The sequence below is a fragment of the Candidatus Pseudomonas auctus genome, from assembly GCF_048654275.1.
Lineage (GTDB): Bacteria > Pseudomonadota > Gammaproteobacteria > Pseudomonadales > Pseudomonadaceae > Aquipseudomonas > Aquipseudomonas pharyngis.
Genome location: NZ_JBJYZK010000004.1, coordinates 113,960 through 133,048, shown reverse-complemented (window position 1 = coordinate 133,048; position 19,089 = coordinate 113,960). Strand labels below are relative to the sequence as shown.

Annotated in this window: 18 protein-coding genes and 1 tRNA gene; 8 read left to right on the top strand and 11 right to left on the bottom strand. The window is 60.0% G+C overall.

The window, feature by feature from the left end; all coding sequences use genetic code 11:
• Positions 1–25 precede the first annotated feature (25 nt).
• Positions 26–754, top strand: a complete 729-nt coding sequence (locus ACKUG4_RS09720; RefSeq protein ID WP_039769968.1) for an aspartate/glutamate racemase family protein — start codon at positions 26–28, stop codon at positions 752–754.
• On the opposite strand, the gene ACKUG4_RS09715 is transcribed toward ACKUG4_RS09720, so the two are convergent.
• Positions 723–1,664: a LysR family transcriptional regulator gene (locus tag ACKUG4_RS09715; protein ID WP_064600729.1), complete on the bottom strand. Its 942-nt coding sequence runs from the start codon at positions 1,662–1,664 to the stop codon at positions 723–725. The genes ACKUG4_RS09720 and ACKUG4_RS09715 overlap by 32 nt on opposite strands.
• A 125-nt stretch (positions 1,665–1,789) precedes the next feature.
• On the opposite strand from ACKUG4_RS09715, the gene ACKUG4_RS09710 reads away from it, so the two are divergent.
• Positions 1,790–2,536 (top strand): 3-oxoacyl-ACP reductase family protein, encoded by a 747-nt coding sequence (locus ACKUG4_RS09710; RefSeq protein ID WP_085613269.1) that lies wholly within the window; start codon positions 1,790–1,792, stop codon positions 2,534–2,536.
• 76 nt (positions 2,537–2,612) lie between these two features.
• On the opposite strand, the gene ACKUG4_RS09705 is transcribed toward ACKUG4_RS09710, so the two are convergent.
• Positions 2,613–3,308, bottom strand: a complete 696-nt coding sequence (locus ACKUG4_RS09705) for an HAD-IA family hydrolase (RefSeq protein WP_039769963.1) — start codon at positions 3,306–3,308, stop codon at positions 2,613–2,615.
• Positions 3,309–3,557: 249 nt separating this feature from the next.
• On the opposite strand from ACKUG4_RS09705, the gene ACKUG4_RS09700 reads away from it, so the two are divergent.
• Positions 3,558–8,333 carry an RHS repeat-associated core domain-containing protein gene (locus ACKUG4_RS09700; protein WP_445433887.1) on the top strand — a complete coding sequence of 1,592 codons (4,776 nt, stop codon included), beginning with the start codon at positions 3,558–3,560 and terminating at the stop codon, positions 8,331–8,333.
• Entirely contained in the window at positions 8,330–8,758 is a 429-nt protein-coding gene (locus tag ACKUG4_RS09695; RefSeq protein ID WP_236189477.1) for a DUF6896 domain-containing protein, read from the top strand. The genes ACKUG4_RS09700 and ACKUG4_RS09695 overlap by 4 nt, the downstream gene beginning before the upstream one ends.
• A gap of 170 nt (positions 8,759–8,928) precedes the next feature.
• Here the strand turns inward: ACKUG4_RS09695 and ACKUG4_RS09690 are convergent, their stop codons facing one another.
• From ACKUG4_RS09690 to ACKUG4_RS09675, 4 genes are all read right to left on the bottom strand, one after another.
• Positions 8,929–9,093, bottom strand: a complete 165-nt coding sequence (locus ACKUG4_RS09690; protein WP_169429543.1) for a hypothetical protein — start codon at positions 9,091–9,093, stop codon at positions 8,929–8,931.
• Between the two features lie 122 nt (positions 9,094–9,215).
• Complete coding sequence (locus ACKUG4_RS09685; protein ID WP_039769957.1) at positions 9,216–9,638, bottom strand: glycine zipper domain-containing protein; 423 nt, start codon at positions 9,636–9,638, stop codon at positions 9,216–9,218.
• A gap of 137 nt (positions 9,639–9,775) precedes the next feature.
• Positions 9,776–10,144: a glycine zipper domain-containing protein gene (locus ACKUG4_RS09680; RefSeq protein ID WP_007952176.1), complete on the bottom strand. Its 369-nt coding sequence runs from the start codon at positions 10,142–10,144 to the stop codon at positions 9,776–9,778.
• Between the two features lie 311 nt (positions 10,145–10,455).
• Complete coding sequence (locus ACKUG4_RS09675) at positions 10,456–10,644, bottom strand: hypothetical protein (RefSeq protein WP_039769953.1); 189 nt, start codon at positions 10,642–10,644, stop codon at positions 10,456–10,458.
• A gap of 242 nt (positions 10,645–10,886) precedes the next feature.
• Here ACKUG4_RS09675 and ACKUG4_RS09670 point away from each other — a divergent pair, with 242 nt between their 5' ends.
• Positions 10,887–11,165: a hypothetical protein gene (locus tag ACKUG4_RS09670; protein ID WP_064594653.1), complete on the top strand. Its 279-nt coding sequence runs from the start codon at positions 10,887–10,889 to the stop codon at positions 11,163–11,165.
• Positions 11,166–11,207: 42 nt separating this feature from the next.
• Here the strand turns inward: ACKUG4_RS09670 and ACKUG4_RS09665 are convergent, their stop codons facing one another.
• On the bottom strand, positions 11,208–11,528 hold the full coding sequence (locus tag ACKUG4_RS09665; RefSeq protein ID WP_039769949.1) for a YbjQ family protein: 321 nt from the start codon (positions 11,526–11,528) through the stop codon (positions 11,208–11,210).
• A gap of 151 nt (positions 11,529–11,679) precedes the next feature.
• Positions 11,680–11,769 (bottom strand) — tRNA-Ser (locus ACKUG4_RS09660).
• A gap of 307 nt (positions 11,770–12,076) precedes the next feature.
• Between ACKUG4_RS09660 and ACKUG4_RS09655 the strand changes: the two genes are divergently transcribed.
• The 3 genes from ACKUG4_RS09655 (at position 12,077) to ACKUG4_RS09645 (ending at position 14,811) form a co-directional block, all read left to right on the top strand.
• Positions 12,077–12,766 carry a crotonase/enoyl-CoA hydratase family protein gene (locus tag ACKUG4_RS09655; RefSeq protein WP_064594649.1) on the top strand — a complete coding sequence of 230 codons (690 nt, stop codon included), beginning with the start codon at positions 12,077–12,079 and terminating at the stop codon, positions 12,764–12,766.
• Positions 12,767–12,982: 216 nt separating this feature from the next.
• Positions 12,983–13,705: a 1-acylglycerol-3-phosphate O-acyltransferase gene (locus tag ACKUG4_RS09650; RefSeq protein ID WP_064600727.1), complete on the top strand. Its 723-nt coding sequence runs from the start codon at positions 12,983–12,985 to the stop codon at positions 13,703–13,705.
• Between the two features lie 134 nt (positions 13,706–13,839).
• Positions 13,840–14,811, top strand: coding sequence for a magnesium and cobalt transport protein CorA (locus tag ACKUG4_RS09645; protein ID WP_064594647.1), 972 nt, complete (start codon positions 13,840–13,842; stop codon positions 14,809–14,811).
• A 39-nt stretch (positions 14,812–14,850) separates the two neighbouring features.
• Here ACKUG4_RS09645 and ACKUG4_RS09640 read toward each other — a convergent pair whose 3' ends face one another.
• The 3 genes from ACKUG4_RS09640 to ACKUG4_RS09630 all read right to left on the bottom strand — a co-directional run bounded on the left by ACKUG4_RS09640 (position 14,851) and on the right by ACKUG4_RS09630 (position 19,036).
• Positions 14,851–15,573, bottom strand: a complete 723-nt coding sequence (locus ACKUG4_RS09640; protein ID WP_007959955.1) for an amidotransferase — start codon at positions 15,571–15,573, stop codon at positions 14,851–14,853.
• Positions 15,574–15,668: 95 nt separating this feature from the next.
• Positions 15,669–17,813, bottom strand: coding sequence for a 3-hydroxyacyl-CoA dehydrogenase NAD-binding domain-containing protein (locus ACKUG4_RS09635; RefSeq protein WP_445433886.1), 2,145 nt, complete (start codon positions 17,811–17,813; stop codon positions 15,669–15,671).
• 17 nt (positions 17,814–17,830) lie between these two features.
• Positions 17,831–19,036 carry an acetyl-CoA C-acetyltransferase gene (locus tag ACKUG4_RS09630; protein WP_064594644.1) on the bottom strand — a complete coding sequence of 402 codons (1,206 nt, stop codon included), beginning with the start codon at positions 19,034–19,036 and terminating at the stop codon, positions 17,831–17,833.
• Positions 19,037–19,089: the final 53 nt, after the last annotated feature.

The window sequence follows — 19,089 nt, the reverse complement described above, 5'->3', positions numbered from 1 at the left end:
GAACCAACCGCAATAAGGACCTCCCATGCGCATTCTCGTGGTCAACGTCAACACCACCGAATCCATCACTCAGGCCATCGCTCGTTCGGCGCAGGCTGTCGCTTCCCCCGGCACCGAGATTGTCGGCCTGACGCCATACTTCGGCGCCGATTCAGTCGAGGGCAATTTCGAAAGTTATCTGGCGGCCATCGCCGTGATGGATCGGGTGATGTCCTACGACCAGCCGTTCGACGCGGTGATCCAGGCCGGCTACGGCGAGCACGGTCGCGAAGGTTTGCAGGAGTTGCTCAACGTGCCGGTGGTAGACATCACCGACGCGGCGGCCAGCACCGCGATGTACCTCGGCCACGCCTACTCGGTGGTGACCACGCTGGATCGCACCGTGCCGTTGATTGAGGATCGGCTGAAACTGTCTGGCCTGTGGGATCGCTGCGCCTCGGTGCGCGCCAGTGGCCTGGCGGTGCTGGAGCTGGAACACGAGCCGCAACGGGCGCTGGAAGCGATCGTGCATCAGGCGGAACTGGCGGTGACTCAGGATAAAGCCGAAGTGATCTGCCTGGGTTGCGGCGGCATGGCCGGGCTCGACGAGAAGATCCGCCAGCGCACCGGCGTGCCGGTGGTGGATGGCGTCACGGCAGCCGTGACCATCGCCGAATCGCTGGTGCGACTGGGCCTGTCGACGTCCAAGGTGCGGACTTACGCAACGCCACGTCCGAAAACCATCATCGGCTGGCCAGCACGTTTTGCGCGTTGAACCGTTCGGCGAGGCCCAGGGTTGAAAACTGCTCGATGACAAAATCGACGAACGCTCGGGTCTTGCCCGGCAGCAATTTGTGTTCGGCGTAATAGATGGAGATGTTGCCGTCGTCGACGTACCAGTCCGGCAGGACCCGCTGCAAAGTCCCCGCTTCAAGGTAGCCGACGGCAAACGGCATGCTCACCAGCGCAATCCCCAACCCCTGCGCCGCCGTGGCGCAGGCGGCTTCGGAATCACTCATCGTCATTCGTGCCTTGAGCGTCAGTGGGCTGTGTTGTTGCGTGCGGTGAGTCAACTGCCAGGAGCGCACGCGACCGGTTTGCGGTGAGCGGATCAGGATGCCGTCGTGCAGCTTGAGCTCGTCCGGCTCGCTGATCGGCGCGTATCGATCCAGATAATCCTTCGAGGCCACCAACACCCGATGCGCCGGCGTCAGCCTGCGGGCGACCACGCCTTGGGGCAGCTCGAAACCACCGCCAATCGCTGCGTCGAATCCTTGGCCGATCAGATCGACCTGGCGGTTATCGAAGTGCCAGTCCGGGTTGATCGCCGGAAACCTTTTCAGGAACTCCCCCAGCAACGGCACGATGTACAAGCGGCCGAACACCGTGCCCATGCTGACTTTCAGCGTGCCCGCTGGTTGACCGCCGGCGCTGGCGAGATTGTTCACGGCGTTCTGGATGGTGGTGAGACTGCCGCTGACCTCACTCAGAAACAATTGCCCCGCTTCCGTCAGGGTCAACCGACGGGTGCTACGCTGGAACAGCCTCACGCCGAGGCGCGCTTCCAGTTTCGCCACGCTTTTGCCCACGGCGGCCGGTGTCAGGCTAAGGCGTCGCGCAGCCTCGGCAAAGCTGCCGACTTCGGCGCTGCGCACGAAGCATTCGATACTGCTGAAGGTTTCCATGGCCGCCACTCTAAACTTTTGGTTTACACAGACTATAGCAACCACGCTCTACCCGCCTATTGGCGAGGGGCAGATACTCGACACCACACCAAGGCAGCCTGCCTTGAAACTTCTGGAGATCGAACATGACCACTCAACACCTCAGCGGTAAAGTCGCTCTGATTCAAGGCGGCTCTCGCGGCATCGGTGCCGCCATCGTCAAACGCCTGGCCGCTGAAGGCGCCGCGGTTGCCTTTACCTACGTCAGCTCGGCCGCCAAGGCTGAAGAACTGCAAAACAGCATCACCGCCACCGGCGGCAAAGCCCTGGCGATCAAGGCTGACAGCGCCGACGCAGGTGCCATCCGCAACGCGGTGAACGCCACTGTCGAAACCTTTGGCCGCCTCGACATCCTGGTCAACAACGCCGGTGTGCTGGCCGTCGCGCCGCTGGAAGACTTCAAACTGGAAGACTTCGACCAGACCCTGGCAATCAACGTGCGCAGCGTGTTCATCGCCAGCCAGGAAGCCGCCAAACACATGGGCGAAGGCTCGCGCATCATCAACATCGGCAGCACCAACGCCGACCGCATGCCCTTCGCCGGTGGCGGCGTGTATGCGATGAGCAAATCCGCACTGGTCGGCCTGACCAAAGGCCTGGCCCGCGACCTCGGCCCACGGGGCATCACCATCAACAACGTGCAACCCGGCCCGGTCGATACCGACATGAACCCGGCTCATGGCGAGTTCGCCGACAGCCTGATCCCGCTGATGGCGGTGGGTCGCTACGGTAAAGCCGAGGAAATCGCCAGCTTCGTGGCCTACCTCGCCAGCCCGGAGGCCGGTTACATCACCGGTGCCAGCCTGACCATCGACGGTGGTTTCGGCGCCTGATTGATCAGATAGTCGATAACGAAAAACGCCGCCCCTCCTTTGACAGAGGGGCGGCGTTTTTATGTCGGCGGTTTGATCAGGCCCAGTCGAGCGCCGGCAATCCGCATGCACTCGGCGTGAACGCTTTCAACGTACGAAGAATCCCGTCGGCGTGTGCGTATTTTTCATCGGCCATGGCGGCATCCGGAATGGCGATGGCGGTCATGCCGGCCGCTTTCGCGGCTGTCACGCCGAATGGCGAATCTTCGAACACCAGGCAATCTTCCGGCGCAACACCCAGGCGACGCGCTGCGGTAAGGAAGATGTCCGGTGCCGGTTTGGCTGCGCCGACTTCCGGGTCGTCAGCGGTGACGATGAAGTCGAACAGCGCGAACCAGTCGCGGTGCAAGGTGGTTTTCTGACCGAACGACTGACGCGATGAGCTGGTACCGACCGCAATCGGAATGTTGTGCGCCTTGAGGTGACGGATCAGTTCCTCGGCACCCGGCATCGCCTGCGCGGTGGGAAAGCGCTCGCGCATCAGCGGCTCGCGGATCACCAGAAACTCTTCGGCGGTGATCGGCAGGTCCAGCGCCTCAACCACGTAGCGCGCCAGATCGCCAGCGCCGCGACCAATGATGTTCTGCTTGATGCTCCAGTCGAAGGTACGCCCGTAACGCGCGGCAATCAGTGAGGTGACCTCGGTGTAGATGCCCTCGGTGTCCAGCAGCAAACCGTCCATGTCGAAAATCACGGCCTTGATCGGGCCAAACGCCTTCAGCGGTGCATTCATCATCGGATCCGTTATCAAAGACATCCCGAGCGGCGTGGATAGCGCCGCTGCTCGGATCTGATTAAAGGGTTCAGCAGCATAACGAGCGCAGCCGAGGTTGAGCAACGGGCAATGTCGGTTGTCCGCCGAACGCCCTCCCGTACATTTAGAGAATCGCCCTACAGACATCGCCTACTCGGCTGACTTCTTTCCTGTTCGATCCCCCGCAAAGTTTCGCGCCATTCCCCCGATGCGCGCGAGTGACTGCCAATGCTTCCACCTGATCCACTCCTGAAATTGAACAACAGCATCGGTTTGCTGGTGGTCGCTGCGCTGAACCCTGATCAGCCCGACGTCGAAAAGCTGTTTCAGGAGTTTCGCCTCTGTCTCAACAACTATGACGCCTGGGCCGAGCAGTTCTGGATGGGCGCCGCGCTGGGTGTCGAGCAGGTGTTTAAGGTCGGCAACGATGTCCGGCTCAGTGCACCGGTTGGCAGCCGCAGACCCATCAGTTCCTCCGTGGTCATGTGCCCCGCCACCGGCCCCCTGACGCTGGTGCACATGTTCGAAGCCGCACGGTTTGTGCCGATCGGCGACACGCCGGTGATCCTTGAACCGGTCATTTCCGATGTCGACGGTGTTCCGGTTTTCGGCGAACCGCTGCATTACACCATCGGCCCCAGCGGCATTCTCGAGGTCAGCGACTGCGACCGGGGCCAGCGTTATCGCATCACCTTCTTTCCCGATGTTTCCACTGCGCATATCCGGACGTTATACGCCTCGTATCAAGGCCTCATCGATGGTCTGGAAGGCTGGTTACGTGAGGAATGGAAAGGGTTTCAACCGCAGTGGACGGCGTTTTCCAGCGCCGGTTTCACCGAGCGTTACGGGCAGTTGCAACAGGCTGATTGGCACGGTTTCGAATCCGCCCTGAATGGCGTCTGGGACGACGTGAAGCAGCTGTTTGCCCTGCTTGCAGACTTGCAGGCCAACAGCGAAAAGCTTCTGCAGTACCTGTCCAGCGCTGAACTGGATGCCTTGCTCGAGGCGTCCAGCGAGGCCATCGCCAATGGCCTGCTGATGCTCGGCGATGAGCCGTTGCTGTTCATTTATCTGGCGGCCTTTACCAGCTGGCTGAAGATGTTGCCGCCGCAATTTCTGGCCGAGGTGGTGGCTGAGGTTCGGGCCGAACTGCTGGTCAGTTTTCTGTTGATGTGTGTGTCGGGTGGCATGGGTGTGCCGCTGCGGTTGAGCACCCAGGTACTGGGCAAGATCAAGTCACCCCGTGCGCGGGAATGGCTGGCGGCATCGGCGTTGCGGCTGGCAGAGCTGACCTCGGCGCCTGACCTGACCCGCCATGCGAGCGCTTTGAAACCTTTGATGGTCAATGCGCGGCAGGCGCCATTGCGGCCGACACCGGCCATTCCGCTGGAAATTCGTACGGCCGATTCGCTGGTACTGACGGTGCCCAATCCGGCGGCCATTGCCCGCGACAAGTCCCACGGCATGACACGAATGGAACGGCATGAGCCTCGGGATGACGCTTCGGATCAGGCGAAAAATCCCAACGGTGACAGCGCCGATTGTGCACCGCTGACCTGCACCAATGGCTGTCCGGTGTCGATGGTCACCGGCGAAGAGCTGCTAACGCTGACCGATGGTGTGCTCGATGGGCTGCTGCCATTCGAGTTCAGCCGGTTGTACCGCAGCAGTGCGGCCGAGATCGATGTTGGGTTGGGGTTTGGCTGGAGTCATTCGCTGGCGCATCGGCTGGAGGTCGATGGCGCTTCGGTGGTCTGGGTCGACCATGAGAACCGGCGCACGCGGTTTCCGCTGCCGAATGTCGAGCGGCCGGCCATTCACAACAGCTTGTCGCGGGCGGCGATCTTTTTGGGGGATGAGCCGGAGGAGTTGATCGTTGCGCTGGCGGGGGACGCTGCGCGGTTTTATCACTTTCGGGTTGGGCGTCTGACGGCTGTCAGCGATGCCTACGGTAACCGGTTGCGTATTACGCGGGATCGTCTGGATCGCGTTGAGCGCCTCGACAACGGCGCTGGCCGTTCCTTGTTGCTGCGCTATGAGCGAGCGCATATGGTTGCGGTCGATTATCAGGTTTGGCGCGATGCGGTCTGGCGCACCGAGCAGACGCTGGCCAGCTACCGCTTTGATGCCCGCCATCGATTGATCGAGGCGTCCAACGCGGTCGGCGAGTGCGAGCGTTACGACTACGACGACCAGCACGTCATCCTGCAACGGCAGCTGGCCGGCGGCGCGAGCTTCTTCTGGGAGTGGGAGCGTGCCGGCAAGGCAGCGCGTTGCGTGCGGCACTGGGCGTCGTTTTCGCAGATGGATACGCGTTACGTCTGGGATGACGCCGGCAGTGTCACGGTGCAGTACGTCGACGGCACTGAAGAAACCTACGTCCACGACGATACGGCGCGGCTGGTGCGTCAGGTCGCCGCCGATGGTGGCGAACAGCTCAAGGCCTACGACGCGCAGGGCCGATTGGTCGCCGAGCAGGATGCGCTGGGGGCGGTCACCGAGTACCGCTACGACGATGCCGGACGGCTGATCGCGCTGATTCCGCCGGACGATGCGCCGACGTCCTACGAATACCGCAACGGTTTCCTGCACAGCCGTTCGCGTGGCGATGCGGTGTGGACGTACCGGCGCAATGCCCAGGGTGATATCACCGAAGCGGTCGACCCGGATGGCCACGTCACCCATTACCACTACGACCCGCAGGGGCGGTTGCTGTCGGTCCGTTATCCGGACAGTGGTCGCCATGTGTTCGTGTGGAACGGCCTGGGCCAGTTGGTCGAGGAGAGTCTGCCGGACGGCGGGGTTCGCAAGTTTTCCTACGATGCCTTGGGGCGGCGGACGACGGTTCAAGACGAACATGGCGGGGTCACCCGTCACGCCTGGGACGCCGTTGGCCGGCTGATCCAGACCACCTCGCCGAATGGCGCCACCCGCGCCTGGTCCTACAGCGCCTACGGCCAGGTCACCGCCGAACGCGATGAACTGGGGCGCATCACCCGCTACGAATATGACGATGACCTGCATTTGGTCAGCCGGCGGATCAACCCCGACGGCACCCGGCTGCAGTACCGCTACGACCATGCGCAGCTGCTGCTGACGGAAATCGAGAACGAGTCGGGCGAAAAGTACCGGCTGGACTACACGCCTACCGGACTGATCCGACAGGAAACCGGCTTCGATGGCCGGCGTACGGCGTATGCCTACGACCGCAACGGCCACCTGCTGGAAAAGACCGAGTTCGGCGACGACGGCTCGACGCTGGTCACCACTTACCAGCGCGACAGCGCCGGGCGATTGCTGCTCAAGACCTTGCCGGACGGGGTCGAGGTCAGCTACCGCTATGACCGCCTCGGTCGGCTGGTCGGCGTGGATGACGGCCAGGATCACCCGCTGGCCTTCGAATACGACCTGCAGGACCGGCTGGTGCGCGAGCATCAGGGCTGGGGCACCTTGCGTTACACCTACGACGCCTGCGGCCAGCTCACTCGCATGCGTCTGCCGGACAACAGCAAGCTCGACTACCACTACGCCAAGGGCGGCGCGCTGACCGCGATCGACCTCAATGGCGCCTTGCTCACTCGCCACATCTACCAGAACGGCCGCGAACAGCAACGCCAGCAAGGCCTGCTGCTCAGCGAATATGCCTACGACGAACAGGGCCGGTTGCGGGTTCATTCTGTTCATCAACATGACCGCGCGCTGTACCTGCGCCACTACAGTTACGCGGTCAATGGCAACCTGGCGTCTATCGCCGACAGTCGTCACGGTCAACGTAGCTATTACTACGACGCCCTCGACCGTCTGGCCAGCGTACGCCACACCCGCGACGACCTGCCGGAAACCTTCGCCCACGACCCGGCCGGCAACCTGCTGCTGCAGGACCGCCCGGGCCCGACACAGATCAAAGGCAATCGCCTGTTGATCCAGGGCGACCGCCATTACGACTACGACGCCTTCGGCAACCTGATCCGCGAACGCCGCGGCCGCGCGCAGATACTGATCACCGAATACCGCTACGACAGCCAGCACCGCCTGATCGGCCTGACCCGCCCGGATGGCAAAACTGCGACCTACCAATACGACGCCTTCGGCCGGCGCATCCGCAAGACCGTCAATGGCCAGACCACCGAGTTTTTCTGGCAAGGCGACCACCTGATCGCCGAAAGCAGTAAAGAACAACACCGCAGCTTCATCTACGAACCCGGCACCTTCCGCCCGCTGGCGATGCTCGACGGCAAAGGCCCGAAACGCGCCTGCCCGTTCTACTACCAACTCGACCACCTCGGCACCCCGCAGGAACTGACGGATTACAGCGGCGAGATCGTCTGGTTCGCCAAATACAGCGCCTACGGCAAGGTCACCTCGCTGGAACTCGCGACCGAGGATTACCTGAATCAGCCGCTGCGCTTTCAGGGGCAGTACTTCGATGACGAAAGCGGGCTGCATTACAACCGGCACCGGTATTACGACCCGGAAGTGGGCCGGTACCTGACGCCGGATCCGGTGAAGCTGGCGGGTGGGCTGAATCAGTACCGGTACGTGCCGAATCCGACGGGGTGGGTGGATCCGTTGGGGTTGACCTCCAATTGCCCGCCGCCGAACAAGCCGGGGTGTCCGGTTCCAGATGAAAGTAATGGGGTTAAGGTTGATCAGGGGGAACCGAATCTACCGGAGATTGCTCAAAATATAGATCCAAAAATTTTGAAGCGAGTACATACAATAGAGGGAAAAACCTCAACCAAGAAAGTTGACAACTTTAAAAATAAAATGCGTGACGGTTACAACTCAGCATATCCCATTGACGTTATAGAACATGACGGCAGCCTATACATACTGGACGGACACCATCGTGCAGCGGCTGCACGGCAAACTGCGACCAACGTGACAATTAGACTCATAACCGATCTCAACACATACAACGGCTCTCTAAAAAGCATTGAGGACGTATTAGACTCAGCAAATAATGTAGGTTTAGACAGATTGGAGCACCGGAGGAGGAGATGAGTGATCAAAATGAAGCTTTGGAAATCCTGATAAATGACTTCATCTCCACAGTGGAGTCTGGCACCTTGGTATTTGAGCGTGAATTTGGCACCCGAGATATTCGAAGGCTATGGCATACAAAGGCAATAGAGCGATGCGGAACAGTCACTGGAGGCGTTAAGTATGAATTACATGGAATAGGATGCTTTATCCACTTACCGAAAGAAACCGTAGACTTTGACTATGGCCCTAACGGTGAAATCAATGGATTTGATATTTGGCGCCTATACAACTTCGCTTGCGATAGACCATCCAAGCATAAAAAATATTGCGATGAAGAAATTGTTGAAAAAGAATTCATAGAATATGTAAAGCTGAAAAAAATCAAAAAAATGTCAGCCATAAGTAATCTTTATATATTGGCTGACTCGAGAGATGCAGATTAGGCGACACCACAAAAAAGGGCCTGTTGACTCAGGCCCTTAAAACCAATCCAAACTCGCCTCCCTCACACCCATTCAAGATGCTATCTAAACGGACAGGACGCGAATATTGGTGGAGAAAATATTGAAGTCTCATTTAGGTGTGCACCAAGCTCAATGAAGGGAGTGCCCGTTCACTCATCATCATCAAAATCCTCATACTCAAGCTCTTCCTCACCCTCCATAAGCGGAACCGTCGCATCATCCATCAACGACCCCGGATCTTCATTCCCCGGATCATTGATAAACGGCAATCCGCTGGGGCCTTTTTCTTCCTTGCCTTCGGTTTCGGGGGTCATGGCGCACCTCATTAATCTCAAATGTGTAAACGTTCGAAAAGTATGGCCGCTAATCGTTCCAGCGCATGACGCGCAGGCGCAAAAAACCCGGCATAAAGCCGGGTTTCCGTAGAACCGGTCACTCAACGATGACGATTCTTGTGTTTGTACTTGTGCTTATGACCACCGCCGGAGTGCGACTTGCCGCCGTCGTCACCCAGGTTGTTGCCGACCGCGCCACCCGCCGCGCCGCCCAAGCCTGCGCCGATGGTCGAACCGGTGGAGCCGCCGAGGCTGTTGCCGATCACTGAACCGCCAGCGGCACCGAGGCCACCGCCAATGGCGGCTTCCGTGCGATTGCGTTTGTTCGCGCCAACGGCACTACCGGCCGCGCCACCAACGCCAGCACCCACCGCAGCACCGGTGCTGCCGCCGAGTTGGCCGCCAACCACGTTGCCCAGCGCGCCACCCAATCCGCCACCCACGGCGGCTGTGCCATCACCAGCGGCCATGGCGCCTTGGGCCACCAGTAATCCCAAAACCAATGCGGATAATGTCAATCGCATACAGACCTCACAGGTCCCGGATCGGGACGGTTCGCCCGCGGAGGGGGCTATGTGGCATTGGAGGCGAATTCGGGAAAAACGTTCAGCAACGAAAAGGCCCGGCATCAAACCGGGCCTTTTCAGACATGCGTTGGCAATCAGTGACGTTTGTGACCCTTGGACAGGTTGCTGCCCACCGCACCACCGGCTGCGCCGCCCAAGCCAGCACCGATGGTGGCGCCCGTTCTGCCACCCAGGCTGTTGCCGATGACCGAACCGCCCGCCGCACCGACGCCGCCGCCGATGGCTGCTTTGGTACGAGCACCTTTTTTGGCAGCCAGTGCACTGCCGGCCGCACCCGCTACACCAGCGCCAATCGCTGCACCGGTGCTGCCGCCCATTTTCTGACCAACCACGTTACCCAATGCGCCGCCCAGACCACCACCCAGTGCGGCAGTACCATCGCCAGCCATTGCACCTTGAGCAACCAGAAGCCCCAGAACCAAAGCAGGCAGAGTTAAACGCATGACGAAAACCTCAACAAAAGAAATAAAAAAGGTCGCAGATTGAATGCTGTTGCCGCGGCGATGTCCAGCGTTGCAGCGCACTTGGCGCCGATTGGACAGCGAATACGGAAAAGGTTTAATGACGGGCAAAAAAAAGCCCGCTGGGGAGACGGGCTGGAGACTTGCTTTCTAACGGATGGCTTCACCCTACTCAGGCGGGTGTGAAAAGTTTGTGAAAAAACCGGACAAAAGCCTCAATCCAAGTAGGACGCTTCCTCAACAGGCAGGCCATAAAAAACCCCGTTCAATGACGGGGCTCTGCGGGACAGGACTCACTTCCTGGAGCGGGTGGTGACCTTGGGCAGAAACTTCGCCTTCGGGCCCTTGGGTGCCGTGGACTTGATCTTGCCGGTCTGCACCGGATCCTCGCCAAACCCGGCCTGATACTCCGTCTGGCCGCAGCGCACGCAATTGTTGAATGAAAATTCAGCCCCGTCGTCTTCGATGTACGGATCAGTCATCTTTGCTCCCCTTCTCAAATGCGGGCCGACACTGGCAAACCCTTTTGCCTGAAAAAATATCGACCTCCAAGGCTTTTGAGACTAGCCGGTCATTCCTGGACTTGTGGTTCAGATCACCCGGAGCCCGACGAATGGCCCACGGAAATTAAACACAATGACGAACCGTTGGTCTCACGCGGCTAAAGATTCCCGGCGACCGGCCGCTGCCCTTTTTCCTACGCAATGAATCTCAAGGAGAGAACATGGAAATCAAAGGATTCCCGACACTGCCTGTTGTAAAGCTCACGGACGAACAGATCGCCGCCGGCAAGGCCGGGGCGGAGAAACTCAAGGAAAAGATCGCTTCGGGTGAAATCGTCATCAAGCAGCCGACCGGACCGAGTCCGTTGCAGCCTGGCGTGATCTACCACCCGGACCCGGTTCAGCCAGTTCAACCCGGCGATACGCCGCCTCTCGTCGCGATCGACACGCCGCTGACCTACGATTCGAAAGGCACCATCCTGCTCAAACCGCAGGGCTGATTATCAGCACAGAGCCCATTCCGTTGAATGGGCTCACTAGCCTCAGCGCAACTTGACCGCCGTACCGGTCGCAAACACCACCACCATGCCACCCTTCCCTGCCGGCATGCTGATCTCGAAATCCACCCCGACCACCGCATCCGCCTGCAAAGCCCGCGCACGTTCCTTGATCTCGTCAGTCGCCTGGATACGTGCCTCCTTCAATGCCCGCTCCAGCGTCTGCGAACGCCCACCGAAAAAGTCGCGCATGCCCGCGAACATATCGCGAATCACATTCACGCCCTGCACCGACTCGGCACTGACGATGTCCAGATACGCCGTAATCTGCCGGCCTTCGATGGAGTGGGTGGTGGAAATGATCATGGAGGTCGTCCTTTTACATACCGGATAAAACCGCGATTGTAATGCCCTGGCAAAGGGAAGCCGAAGCAATCTCTGTGACGAAAAACCGGGCACCAGAATGCACAAAACCCCTGGCTTCTTTCGAAACCAGGGGTTTTGTTTACATCGAATTTGGCGGTGAAGGAGAGATTCGAACTCTCGATACAGTTTCCTGTATACACACTTTCCAGGCGTGCTCCTTAAGCCACTCGGACACTTCACCGTATCTCTTCAAACATGTTCTGTCTGTCGAGGCGCGCTAATGTAGTCGAAAGCTTTTCTGATGGCAAACTTTTTTTCAGAATTTTCATGCGGTTAAGCGAAAAAGCCGCGACCGCCATCGAGAGTCCATGGCGATCCGGCCAATCTCGGGTAAACGCGGCCCTTCTATATAGACGCGCAGGCGTCAGGCACCGGGCGCGTTGCAGCGCATCGGCCAGTAAACAGTGACTGGCGGGTCAGTCACAGTGCTTTACCTGACCGGCGACGGTGGGTAACGTCTGCCCATCTTTCTTATAAGGAATTGCGCCATGAGCGACCTGATTGCCTACCACCTCGAAGACGGTATCGCGACCCTGACCCTGAGCAACGGCAAGGTCAACGCCATTTCCCCGGACGTGATCGCGGCCTTCAACGCGGCGCTGGATCAGGCGGTGGCGGATCGTGCCATTGTGATCATCACCGGTCAGCCGGGCATTCTCTCTGGCGGCTATGACCTGAAAGTAATGACCGCCGGCCCTAAAGAAGCGGTGTCCCTGGTGACTGCGGGTTCGACCCTGGCCCGTCGTCTGCTGTCGCACCCGTTCCCGGTGATTGTTGCTTGCCCGGGCCATGCCGTGGCCAAGGGCGCGTTCATTCTGTTGTCCGCCGACTATCGGATCGGTGTCGACGGTCCGTTCAGCATTGGTCTGAACGAGGTGCAGATCGGCATGACCATGCATCACGCCGGTATCGAGCTGGCCCGTGACCGCCTGCGTCGCTCGGCCTTCCATCGCTCGGTGATCAATGGTGAGATGTTTGATCCGCAAAGCGCAGTGGATGCCGGTTTCCTCGACAAGGTTGTAGCGGCCGAAGAGCTGCAAGGCGCTGCCCTCGCCGCCGCGCGTCAGTTGAAGAAAATCAACATGACCGCACACAAGAACACCAAGCTGAAAGTACGCAAGGCGCTACTGGAAGCCCTGGACAACGCGATCATTCAGGATCAGGAGCATCTGGGCTGATACCCGGCTCATTCCGATTCAGAAAAGCCCGACCGTCGTGTCGGGCTTTTTCTTACACGCCCAGTTAAAAACTCTGCAGCAGCTCTAGGACGCCTCTGACCAACAAGTCGGAAACATGCGCTTAAACATCGCCCATCTCCGGACTCTATAGCGGCAATTGCCGAAAACAGTGCACATCCGTACACTGCGCCACCTTTTGTCCCGATGGGCCTGAAAATGCTGTTCGTGTTTCGTATGTTGTTGATGGGCCTGCACTTTATTCTGGCGGGAATCCTCGGTGTGATCCTCGGGCTGTGCCGCCCATTCAATCCGGACAACAGTCGCCTGTGCGCCCGTCTCTATGCACTGCCGGCCATGTGCATTTTGCGTTTGCGAGTGAAAGCCGATGTCGGGCCGTTGATGAACAAACCCGACAGCTGCGTGATCATCGCCAACCATCAGTCCAACTATGACCTGTTCGTGTTCGGCAACGTGGTGCCGCGCCGTACCGTGTGCATCGGCAAAAAGAGCCTGAAGTGGGTGCCACTGTTCGGGCAACTGTTCTGGCTGGCGGGCAACGTCTTGATCGATCGTGGGAACGCGCACAAGGCGCGTCAGTCGATGCTGACCACCACCGACACCTTGCAGCACAAAGACACCTCGATCTGGGTCTTCCCGGAAGGCACCCGCAACCTGGGTGAAGAACTGCTGCCATTCAAGAAAGGCGCGTTCCAGATGGCCATCGCCGCCGGGGTGCCGATCGTTCCGGTGTGTGTCAGTAGCTACATCAAGCACATGCGTCTGAACCGCTGGCACAGCGGGAAAGTTCTCATACGCTCGCTGCCGGCGATTCCTACCGTCGGCCTGACCATGGATGACATGCCCATGCTCATCAACCAGTGCCGCGAACAGATGCGCGAATGCATCGATGCGATGGACCGGCAGCTGCAAGCCGCATGAAAAAGAAGCCCGCCCTGTGCGGGTTTTCTTTTGCCCGGTGAACTGTGCAGATTTCACTGACTCTCAAGCAGCGACACGGCTAAGCTGAAGCCATGTCTCCCCTGCCATCTGCCAAGAAGAAGTGAATCACCACCATGGGTCGAGTTGTTGCTGCTGCGGTTTACAGCGCTGGTAAGAAAGTCACCAATATTTCCCTCGACGAAGGCGCGGCCTGGGCCGCCAAGACCGGCCACTTCGTCTGGATCGGCCTCGAAGAGCCGAGTGCCCAGGAACTGTCCAACCTGCAACGCCAGTTCAACCTGCACGAACTGGCCATCGAAGACGCTCTGGAAAAACACAGCCGGCCGAAGCTGGAAACCTTTGGCGACGCGCTGTTCATCGTCACCTACTCGCCGGTGCGCGAGCACGGGATTCTGCAGTTCATCGAAACCCATATCTTCGCTGGTAACGGCTACATCATCACCGCGCGTAACGGTCATTCGGCGTCCTACGCCCAAGTGCGCCAGCGCTGTGAGGCACGGCCGCTGCTGCTGGAACACGGGGAAGATTTCGTACTGTATGCGCTGCTGGATTTCGTGATCGAGAACTATCAGCCGGTGGGCGAAGCGATCCACGCCGAGATCGATGAGCTGGAACGCAACGTGCTGTGCAGTGCGCTCAATGAACACGACATCCAGAAACTCCATGGCCTGCGCCGAGACGTCTTGCGTTTGCGCCGTTACGCGGCGCCGATGGTGGAAATCGGCGAGGAGCTGCAGAAGCTGAGCTTCCCCTTCATCGACAAGAACATGCGCCCGTACTTCCGTGATGTGCAGATCCATGTCACGCGGCAGATGGAAGACCTGACCACCCTGGCCGACATCGCCAGCCAGACCATCGAAATCGGCGTGCTGCTGGAGGCGTCACGCCAGAGCGTGGTGCAGCGCAAATTCGCCGCGTGGGCGGCGATTCTGGCGTTCCCCACGGCAGTGGCGGGGATCTACGGGATGAACTTCCAGAACATGCCGGAGCTGAGCTGGCACTACGGCTATTTCGGCGTGCTGGGCTTTATCACGGTCGGCTGCGTGAGCCTGTGGGCGAGTTTCAAGAAATCCGGCTGGCTATAAGAAAAAACGCCCCCGTGCAAAACACGGGGGCGCCTGGGTTCAAGCAGCGGTCGGCTTGTGCGCCACGAAGCGCATCATCCATTCCGCCACGGTGGTGCCGTGGTGCTGATGCTCAAGGCTGGCCACACCCTTGCTGTACACCTGCTCGCCCAGCGCTTCCTGACGCAGATCCAGCAGCGCCCGCGAATAGTCGTGAATGAATTCCGGATGCCCCTGGAAGCACAGCACCTGATCGTTGATGTGGTACGCGGCGAACGGGCAGAAATCGCTGGAAGCAATCACCGTCGCGTTCTCCGGCAACGCCGTGACCTGATCCTGGTGGCTGATCAACAGCGTCAGCTCTTCGCGCACCGGGCTCATCCACGGCGCCTTGGCCGCCAGTTTGTAGTTGTGAATGCCGACACCCCAGCCTTGAGTAGCACGCTCGCTCTTGCCGCCCAGCAACAGCGCCAGCAGCTGATGGCCGAAGCACACGCCGAGCAGTTTGTCGCCCCGCTCGTAGCGGGTCAGCAGGTATTGCTTGAGGGTCTGGATCCACGGGTCGGTGCCGAACGAGTCGGCCTTGCTGCCGGTAACCAGATACGCATCGAAGGTCAGGTCATCACTCGGATAATCGCCTTGCATCACGTTGTACACCGTGAACTCGGCGGCGATCGGCTGTTGCGAGAACAGGCGCTGGAACATCTGCCCGTAACCCTGATATTCATCGACCAGTTCCGGACGCAGGATGTCGGTTTCCAGAATGCAGATGCGTAGCGACATAAAAAATACCTGACACGTGATGGGAATAATGCACACCCCAGAGCCTGCCTTGAAACCACCCGGCAAGGCAAGCCCCGAAATGCGTCCCCACCCCGTTAGAACAACTCGCCCTTGGCAGCTTTTTCCAGCAGCAGCGCAGGCGGTGCGAAACGCTCGCCGTACTGTTCCGCCAGGTACTGCGCCCGCGCGACGAAGTCCTTCACGCCATATTGATTGATGAACTGCAACGCGCCGCCCGTCCATGCCGCAAAACCGATGCCGAAGATCGAGCCGACATTGGCGTCCGCCGTCGAAGTCAGCACGCCCTCCTCCACACAGCGCACGGTTTCGATGGCCTGCACGAACAGCAACCGATCACGTACATCCTTCGGCGAAATCTGCCCATCGGCTTTCTCGAAACGGGTCTTCAGTTCGGGCCACAAATGTTTTTGCCCACCTGCGGGGTACTCGTAAAAACCGCCTCCCGCTGCCTTGCCCGGCCGCTTGTATTCGTTGAGCAGCAAGTCAATCACGGCGAACGCCGGGTGCTCAATCAGCAGTTTCCCTTCTGCCTGCAGGTCTTTGGCCGTTTGCTGACGGATATGGCTCATCAGGCTGAGGGAAACTTCGTCGGAGATCGCAAGAGGCCCGACAGGCATCCCGGCCTTGCGGGCTTCGGTCTCGATCATCGGCGCACTGACGCCCTCACCCAGCATCGCAATACCTTCATTGGTAAAGGTGCCGAATACTCGAGAAGTAAAGAAACCGCGACTGTCGTTGACGACAATCGGGGTTTTCTTGATTTGCAGTACGAAATCGAACCCGCGTGCGAGGGTTTCGTCGCTGGTTTGCGCGCCTTTGATGATTTCCACCAGCGGCATCTTTTCCACCGGGCTGAAGAAGTGCAGGCCGATGAACTTGCCTTGATCCGGCACTGCGGTCGCCAGGCCAGTGATTGGCAAGGTCGACGTGTTGGAAGCAATCACCGCGTCGGCGCCGACCACCTGCTGTGCTGCTGCCGAGACGTTGGCCTTGAGATCACGATCCTCGAATACCGCCTCAATGATCAGATCGCAGCCTGCCAGATCGGCATCGCTTTCAGTCGGATGGATGCGCTCCAGCACCGCTTCACGCTGCAGCGCAGTCATCTGCCCGCGAGCGACTTTCTTGTCCAGCAATGCCGCCGAATGCGCCTTGCCCTTTTCCGCAGCCGCGAGGTTGACGTCCTTAAGCACCACGTCGATCCCGGCCACAGCGCTGACGTAGGCGATTCCCGCCCCCATCATTCCGGCGCCGAGGACGCCCACGCGCTTCGTCACATAAGGCGCAAAACCCTGCGGACGCGAACCGCCAGCATTGATTTCATTGAGCTGGAACCAGAAGGTGCCAATCAGGTTTTTCGAGATCTGCCCGGTGGTCAGTTCGGTGAAGTAGCGGGTTTCGATCAGGTGCGCCGTGTCGAAATCCACCTGCGCACCTTCCACCGCCGCGCACAGAATCTTCTCCGGCGCCGGCAACGTGCCCTGGGTTTTGGTGCGCAGGATCGACGGCGCAATCGCCAGCATCTGCGCGACTTTCGGATTGGAGGGCGTGCCGCCGGGAATCTGATAGCCCTTCACATCCCAACGCTGCACCGCCGCAGGATTGGCCAGAATCCAGGCCCGGGCCTTGGCCAGCAGCTCATCGCGATCCGCTGCCAGTTCATCAATCAGCCCCGCCTGCAACGCCTGCTGCGGACGGACTTTCTTGCCTTCGAGCAGATACGGCAAAGCCTTTTCGATGCCCAGCATGCGCACCATCCGCACCACGCCACCGCCGCCCGGCAACAGGCCGAGGGTCACTTCCGGCAAACCGAGCTGCACCGACGCATCGTCCAGTGCCACCCGGTGGTGGCAGGCCAGGCAGATTTCCCAGCCGCCGCCGAGCGCCGCGCCGTTGATCGCCGCGACCACCGGTTTGCCGAGGGTTTCCAGGGTGCGCAACTGGCCCTTGAGGGTCAGCACCATGTCATAGAAGGCCTTGGCTTCGGGCTTGCCGACCTTGATCAGTTCATTCAGGTCGCCGCCGGCGAAGAAGGTTTTCTTGGCCGAGGTGATGATCACCCCGGCGATCTCATCTTTTTCCGCCAGCAGTCGGGCGACGCTTTCAGCCATGGCCTCGCGGTACAACGCGTTCATGGTGTTGGCGCTCTGGCCCGGCATGTCGATGGTCAGGAGAACGATGCCGTCCTGGCCTTTTTCGTAACGAATGGCTTGGGTCATGACAGGTTTCCTTGAGGTCAGAGGCGTTCGATGATGGTGGCGATGCCCATGCCGCCGCCGACGCACAGCGTCGCGAGGCCGTAGCGCAGGCGTCGGGCTTCCAGTTCATCGAGCAAGGTGCCGAGGATCGCGCAACCGGTGGCGCCCAGCGGGTGGCCCATGGCGATCGAGCCGCCATTGACGTTGACCTTGTCCGGGTCGACGGCCATGTCCTTGATGAATTTCAGCACCACCGAGGCGAACGCCTCGTTGACTTCAAACAGGTCGATGTCTTCCACACGCAGCCCGGCCTTGGCCAGTGCCTTGCGAGTGGCCGGCGCCGGGCCGGTGAGCATGATGGTCGGATCGGTGCTGGTGACCGCCGTGGCGACAATCCGCGCCCGGGGTTGCAGGCCCAACGCGCGTCCCTTGGCCTCGGAACCGATCAACATCAGCGCCGCGCCGTCGACGATCCCCGAGCTGTTGCCCGGCGTGTGCACATGATTGATCCGTTCGACGTGGCTGTAGACCCGCAGTGCCGTGGCGTCGAAGCCCATCTGGCCAATCATTTCGAAACTCGGCTTGAGTTTGCCCAGACCTTCAAGGGTCGACTCGGCGCGAATGAACTCATCGTGATCGAGCAGGATGATGCCGTTCTGGTCCTGCACCGGCACCAACGACTTGTTGAACGAACCGTCGGCCCGGGCACGTGCAGCTTTCTGCTGCGAGTGCAGCGCGTAGGTATCGACGTCCTGCCGGCTGAAGCCTTCAAGGGTGGCGATCAGGTCGGCGCCGACGCCTTGTGGCGTGAAGTGGCTGTGCAGATTGGTCTGCGGGTCCAGCGCCCAGGCGCCGCCGTCGCTGCCCATCGGCACGCGGGACATGGATTCGACGCCGCCGACCACCACCAGCTCTTCGAACCCGGAGCGCACTTTCATCGCTCCCAGGTTCACCGCCTCCAGCCCGGAAGCGCAGAAGCGGTTGATCTGCACGCCGGCGACGCTGACGTCCCAATCGGCCACCTGCACGGCGGTCTTGGCGATGTCCGAGCCCTGATCGCCAATCGGCGTAACACAGCCAAGCACCACGTCATCGACCTGGCTGGTGTCCAACGCCGTGCGTGCCTGCAAAGCGGTCAGCAGCCCGGCCACCAGGTTCACCGGCTTGACGCTGTGCAGCGAACCGTCGGCCTTGCCCTTGCCACGGGGCGTGCGTAACGCGTCGAAAATCAAAGCTTGGGTCATGACGTCCTCGAACCTGTGCGGTGAGTGAAATTCGTGCTGTCACTGTTGTCTTC

Coding starts and splice junctions, on each gene's coding strand:
- ACKUG4_RS09710 (WP_085613269.1), top strand. CDS start 1,790: ATGACCACTCAACACCTCAGCGGTAAAGTCGCTCTGATTCAAGGCGGC.
- ACKUG4_RS09690 (WP_169429543.1), bottom strand. CDS start 9,093: ATGACCCCCGAAACCGAAGGCAAGGAAGAAAAAGGCCCCAGCGGATTG.
- ACKUG4_RS09685 (WP_039769957.1), bottom strand. CDS start 9,638: ATGCGATTGACATTATCCGCATTGGTTTTGGGATTACTGGTGGCCCAA.
- ACKUG4_RS09705 (WP_039769963.1), bottom strand. CDS start 3,308: ATGAATGCACCGCTGAAGGCGTTTGGCCCGATCAAGGCCGTGATTTTC.
- ACKUG4_RS09655 (WP_064594649.1), top strand. CDS start 12,077: ATGAGCGACCTGATTGCCTACCACCTCGAAGACGGTATCGCGACCCTG.
- ACKUG4_RS09630 (WP_064594644.1), bottom strand. CDS start 19,036: ATGACCCAAGCTTTGATTTTCGACGCGTTACGCACGCCCCGTGGCAAG.
- ACKUG4_RS09675 (WP_039769953.1), bottom strand. CDS start 10,644: ATGACTGATCCGTACATCGAAGACGACGGGGCTGAATTTTCATTCAAC.
- ACKUG4_RS09635 (WP_445433886.1), bottom strand. CDS start 17,813: ATGACCCAAGCCATTCGTTACGAAAAAGGCCAGGACGGCATCGTTCTC.
- ACKUG4_RS09665 (WP_039769949.1), bottom strand. CDS start 11,528: ATGATCATTTCCACCACCCACTCCATCGAAGGCCGGCAGATTACGGCG.
- ACKUG4_RS09645 (WP_064594647.1), top strand. CDS start 13,840: ATGGGTCGAGTTGTTGCTGCTGCGGTTTACAGCGCTGGTAAGAAAGTC.
- ACKUG4_RS09640 (WP_007959955.1), bottom strand. CDS start 15,573: ATGTCGCTACGCATCTGCATTCTGGAAACCGACATCCTGCGTCCGGAA.
- ACKUG4_RS09720 (WP_039769968.1), top strand. CDS start 26: ATGCGCATTCTCGTGGTCAACGTCAACACCACCGAATCCATCACTCAG.
- ACKUG4_RS09680 (WP_007952176.1), bottom strand. CDS start 10,144: ATGCGTTTAACTCTGCCTGCTTTGGTTCTGGGGCTTCTGGTTGCTCAA.
- ACKUG4_RS09650 (WP_064600727.1), top strand. CDS start 12,983: ATGCTGTTCGTGTTTCGTATGTTGTTGATGGGCCTGCACTTTATTCTG.
- ACKUG4_RS09670 (WP_064594653.1), top strand. CDS start 10,887: ATGGAAATCAAAGGATTCCCGACACTGCCTGTTGTAAAGCTCACGGAC.
- ACKUG4_RS09700 (WP_445433887.1), top strand. CDS start 3,558: ATGCTTCCACCTGATCCACTCCTGAAATTGAACAACAGCATCGGTTTG.
- ACKUG4_RS09695 (WP_236189477.1), top strand. CDS start 8,330: ATGAGTGATCAAAATGAAGCTTTGGAAATCCTGATAAATGACTTCATC.
- ACKUG4_RS09715 (WP_064600729.1), bottom strand. CDS start 1,664: ATGGAAACCTTCAGCAGTATCGAATGCTTCGTGCGCAGCGCCGAAGTC.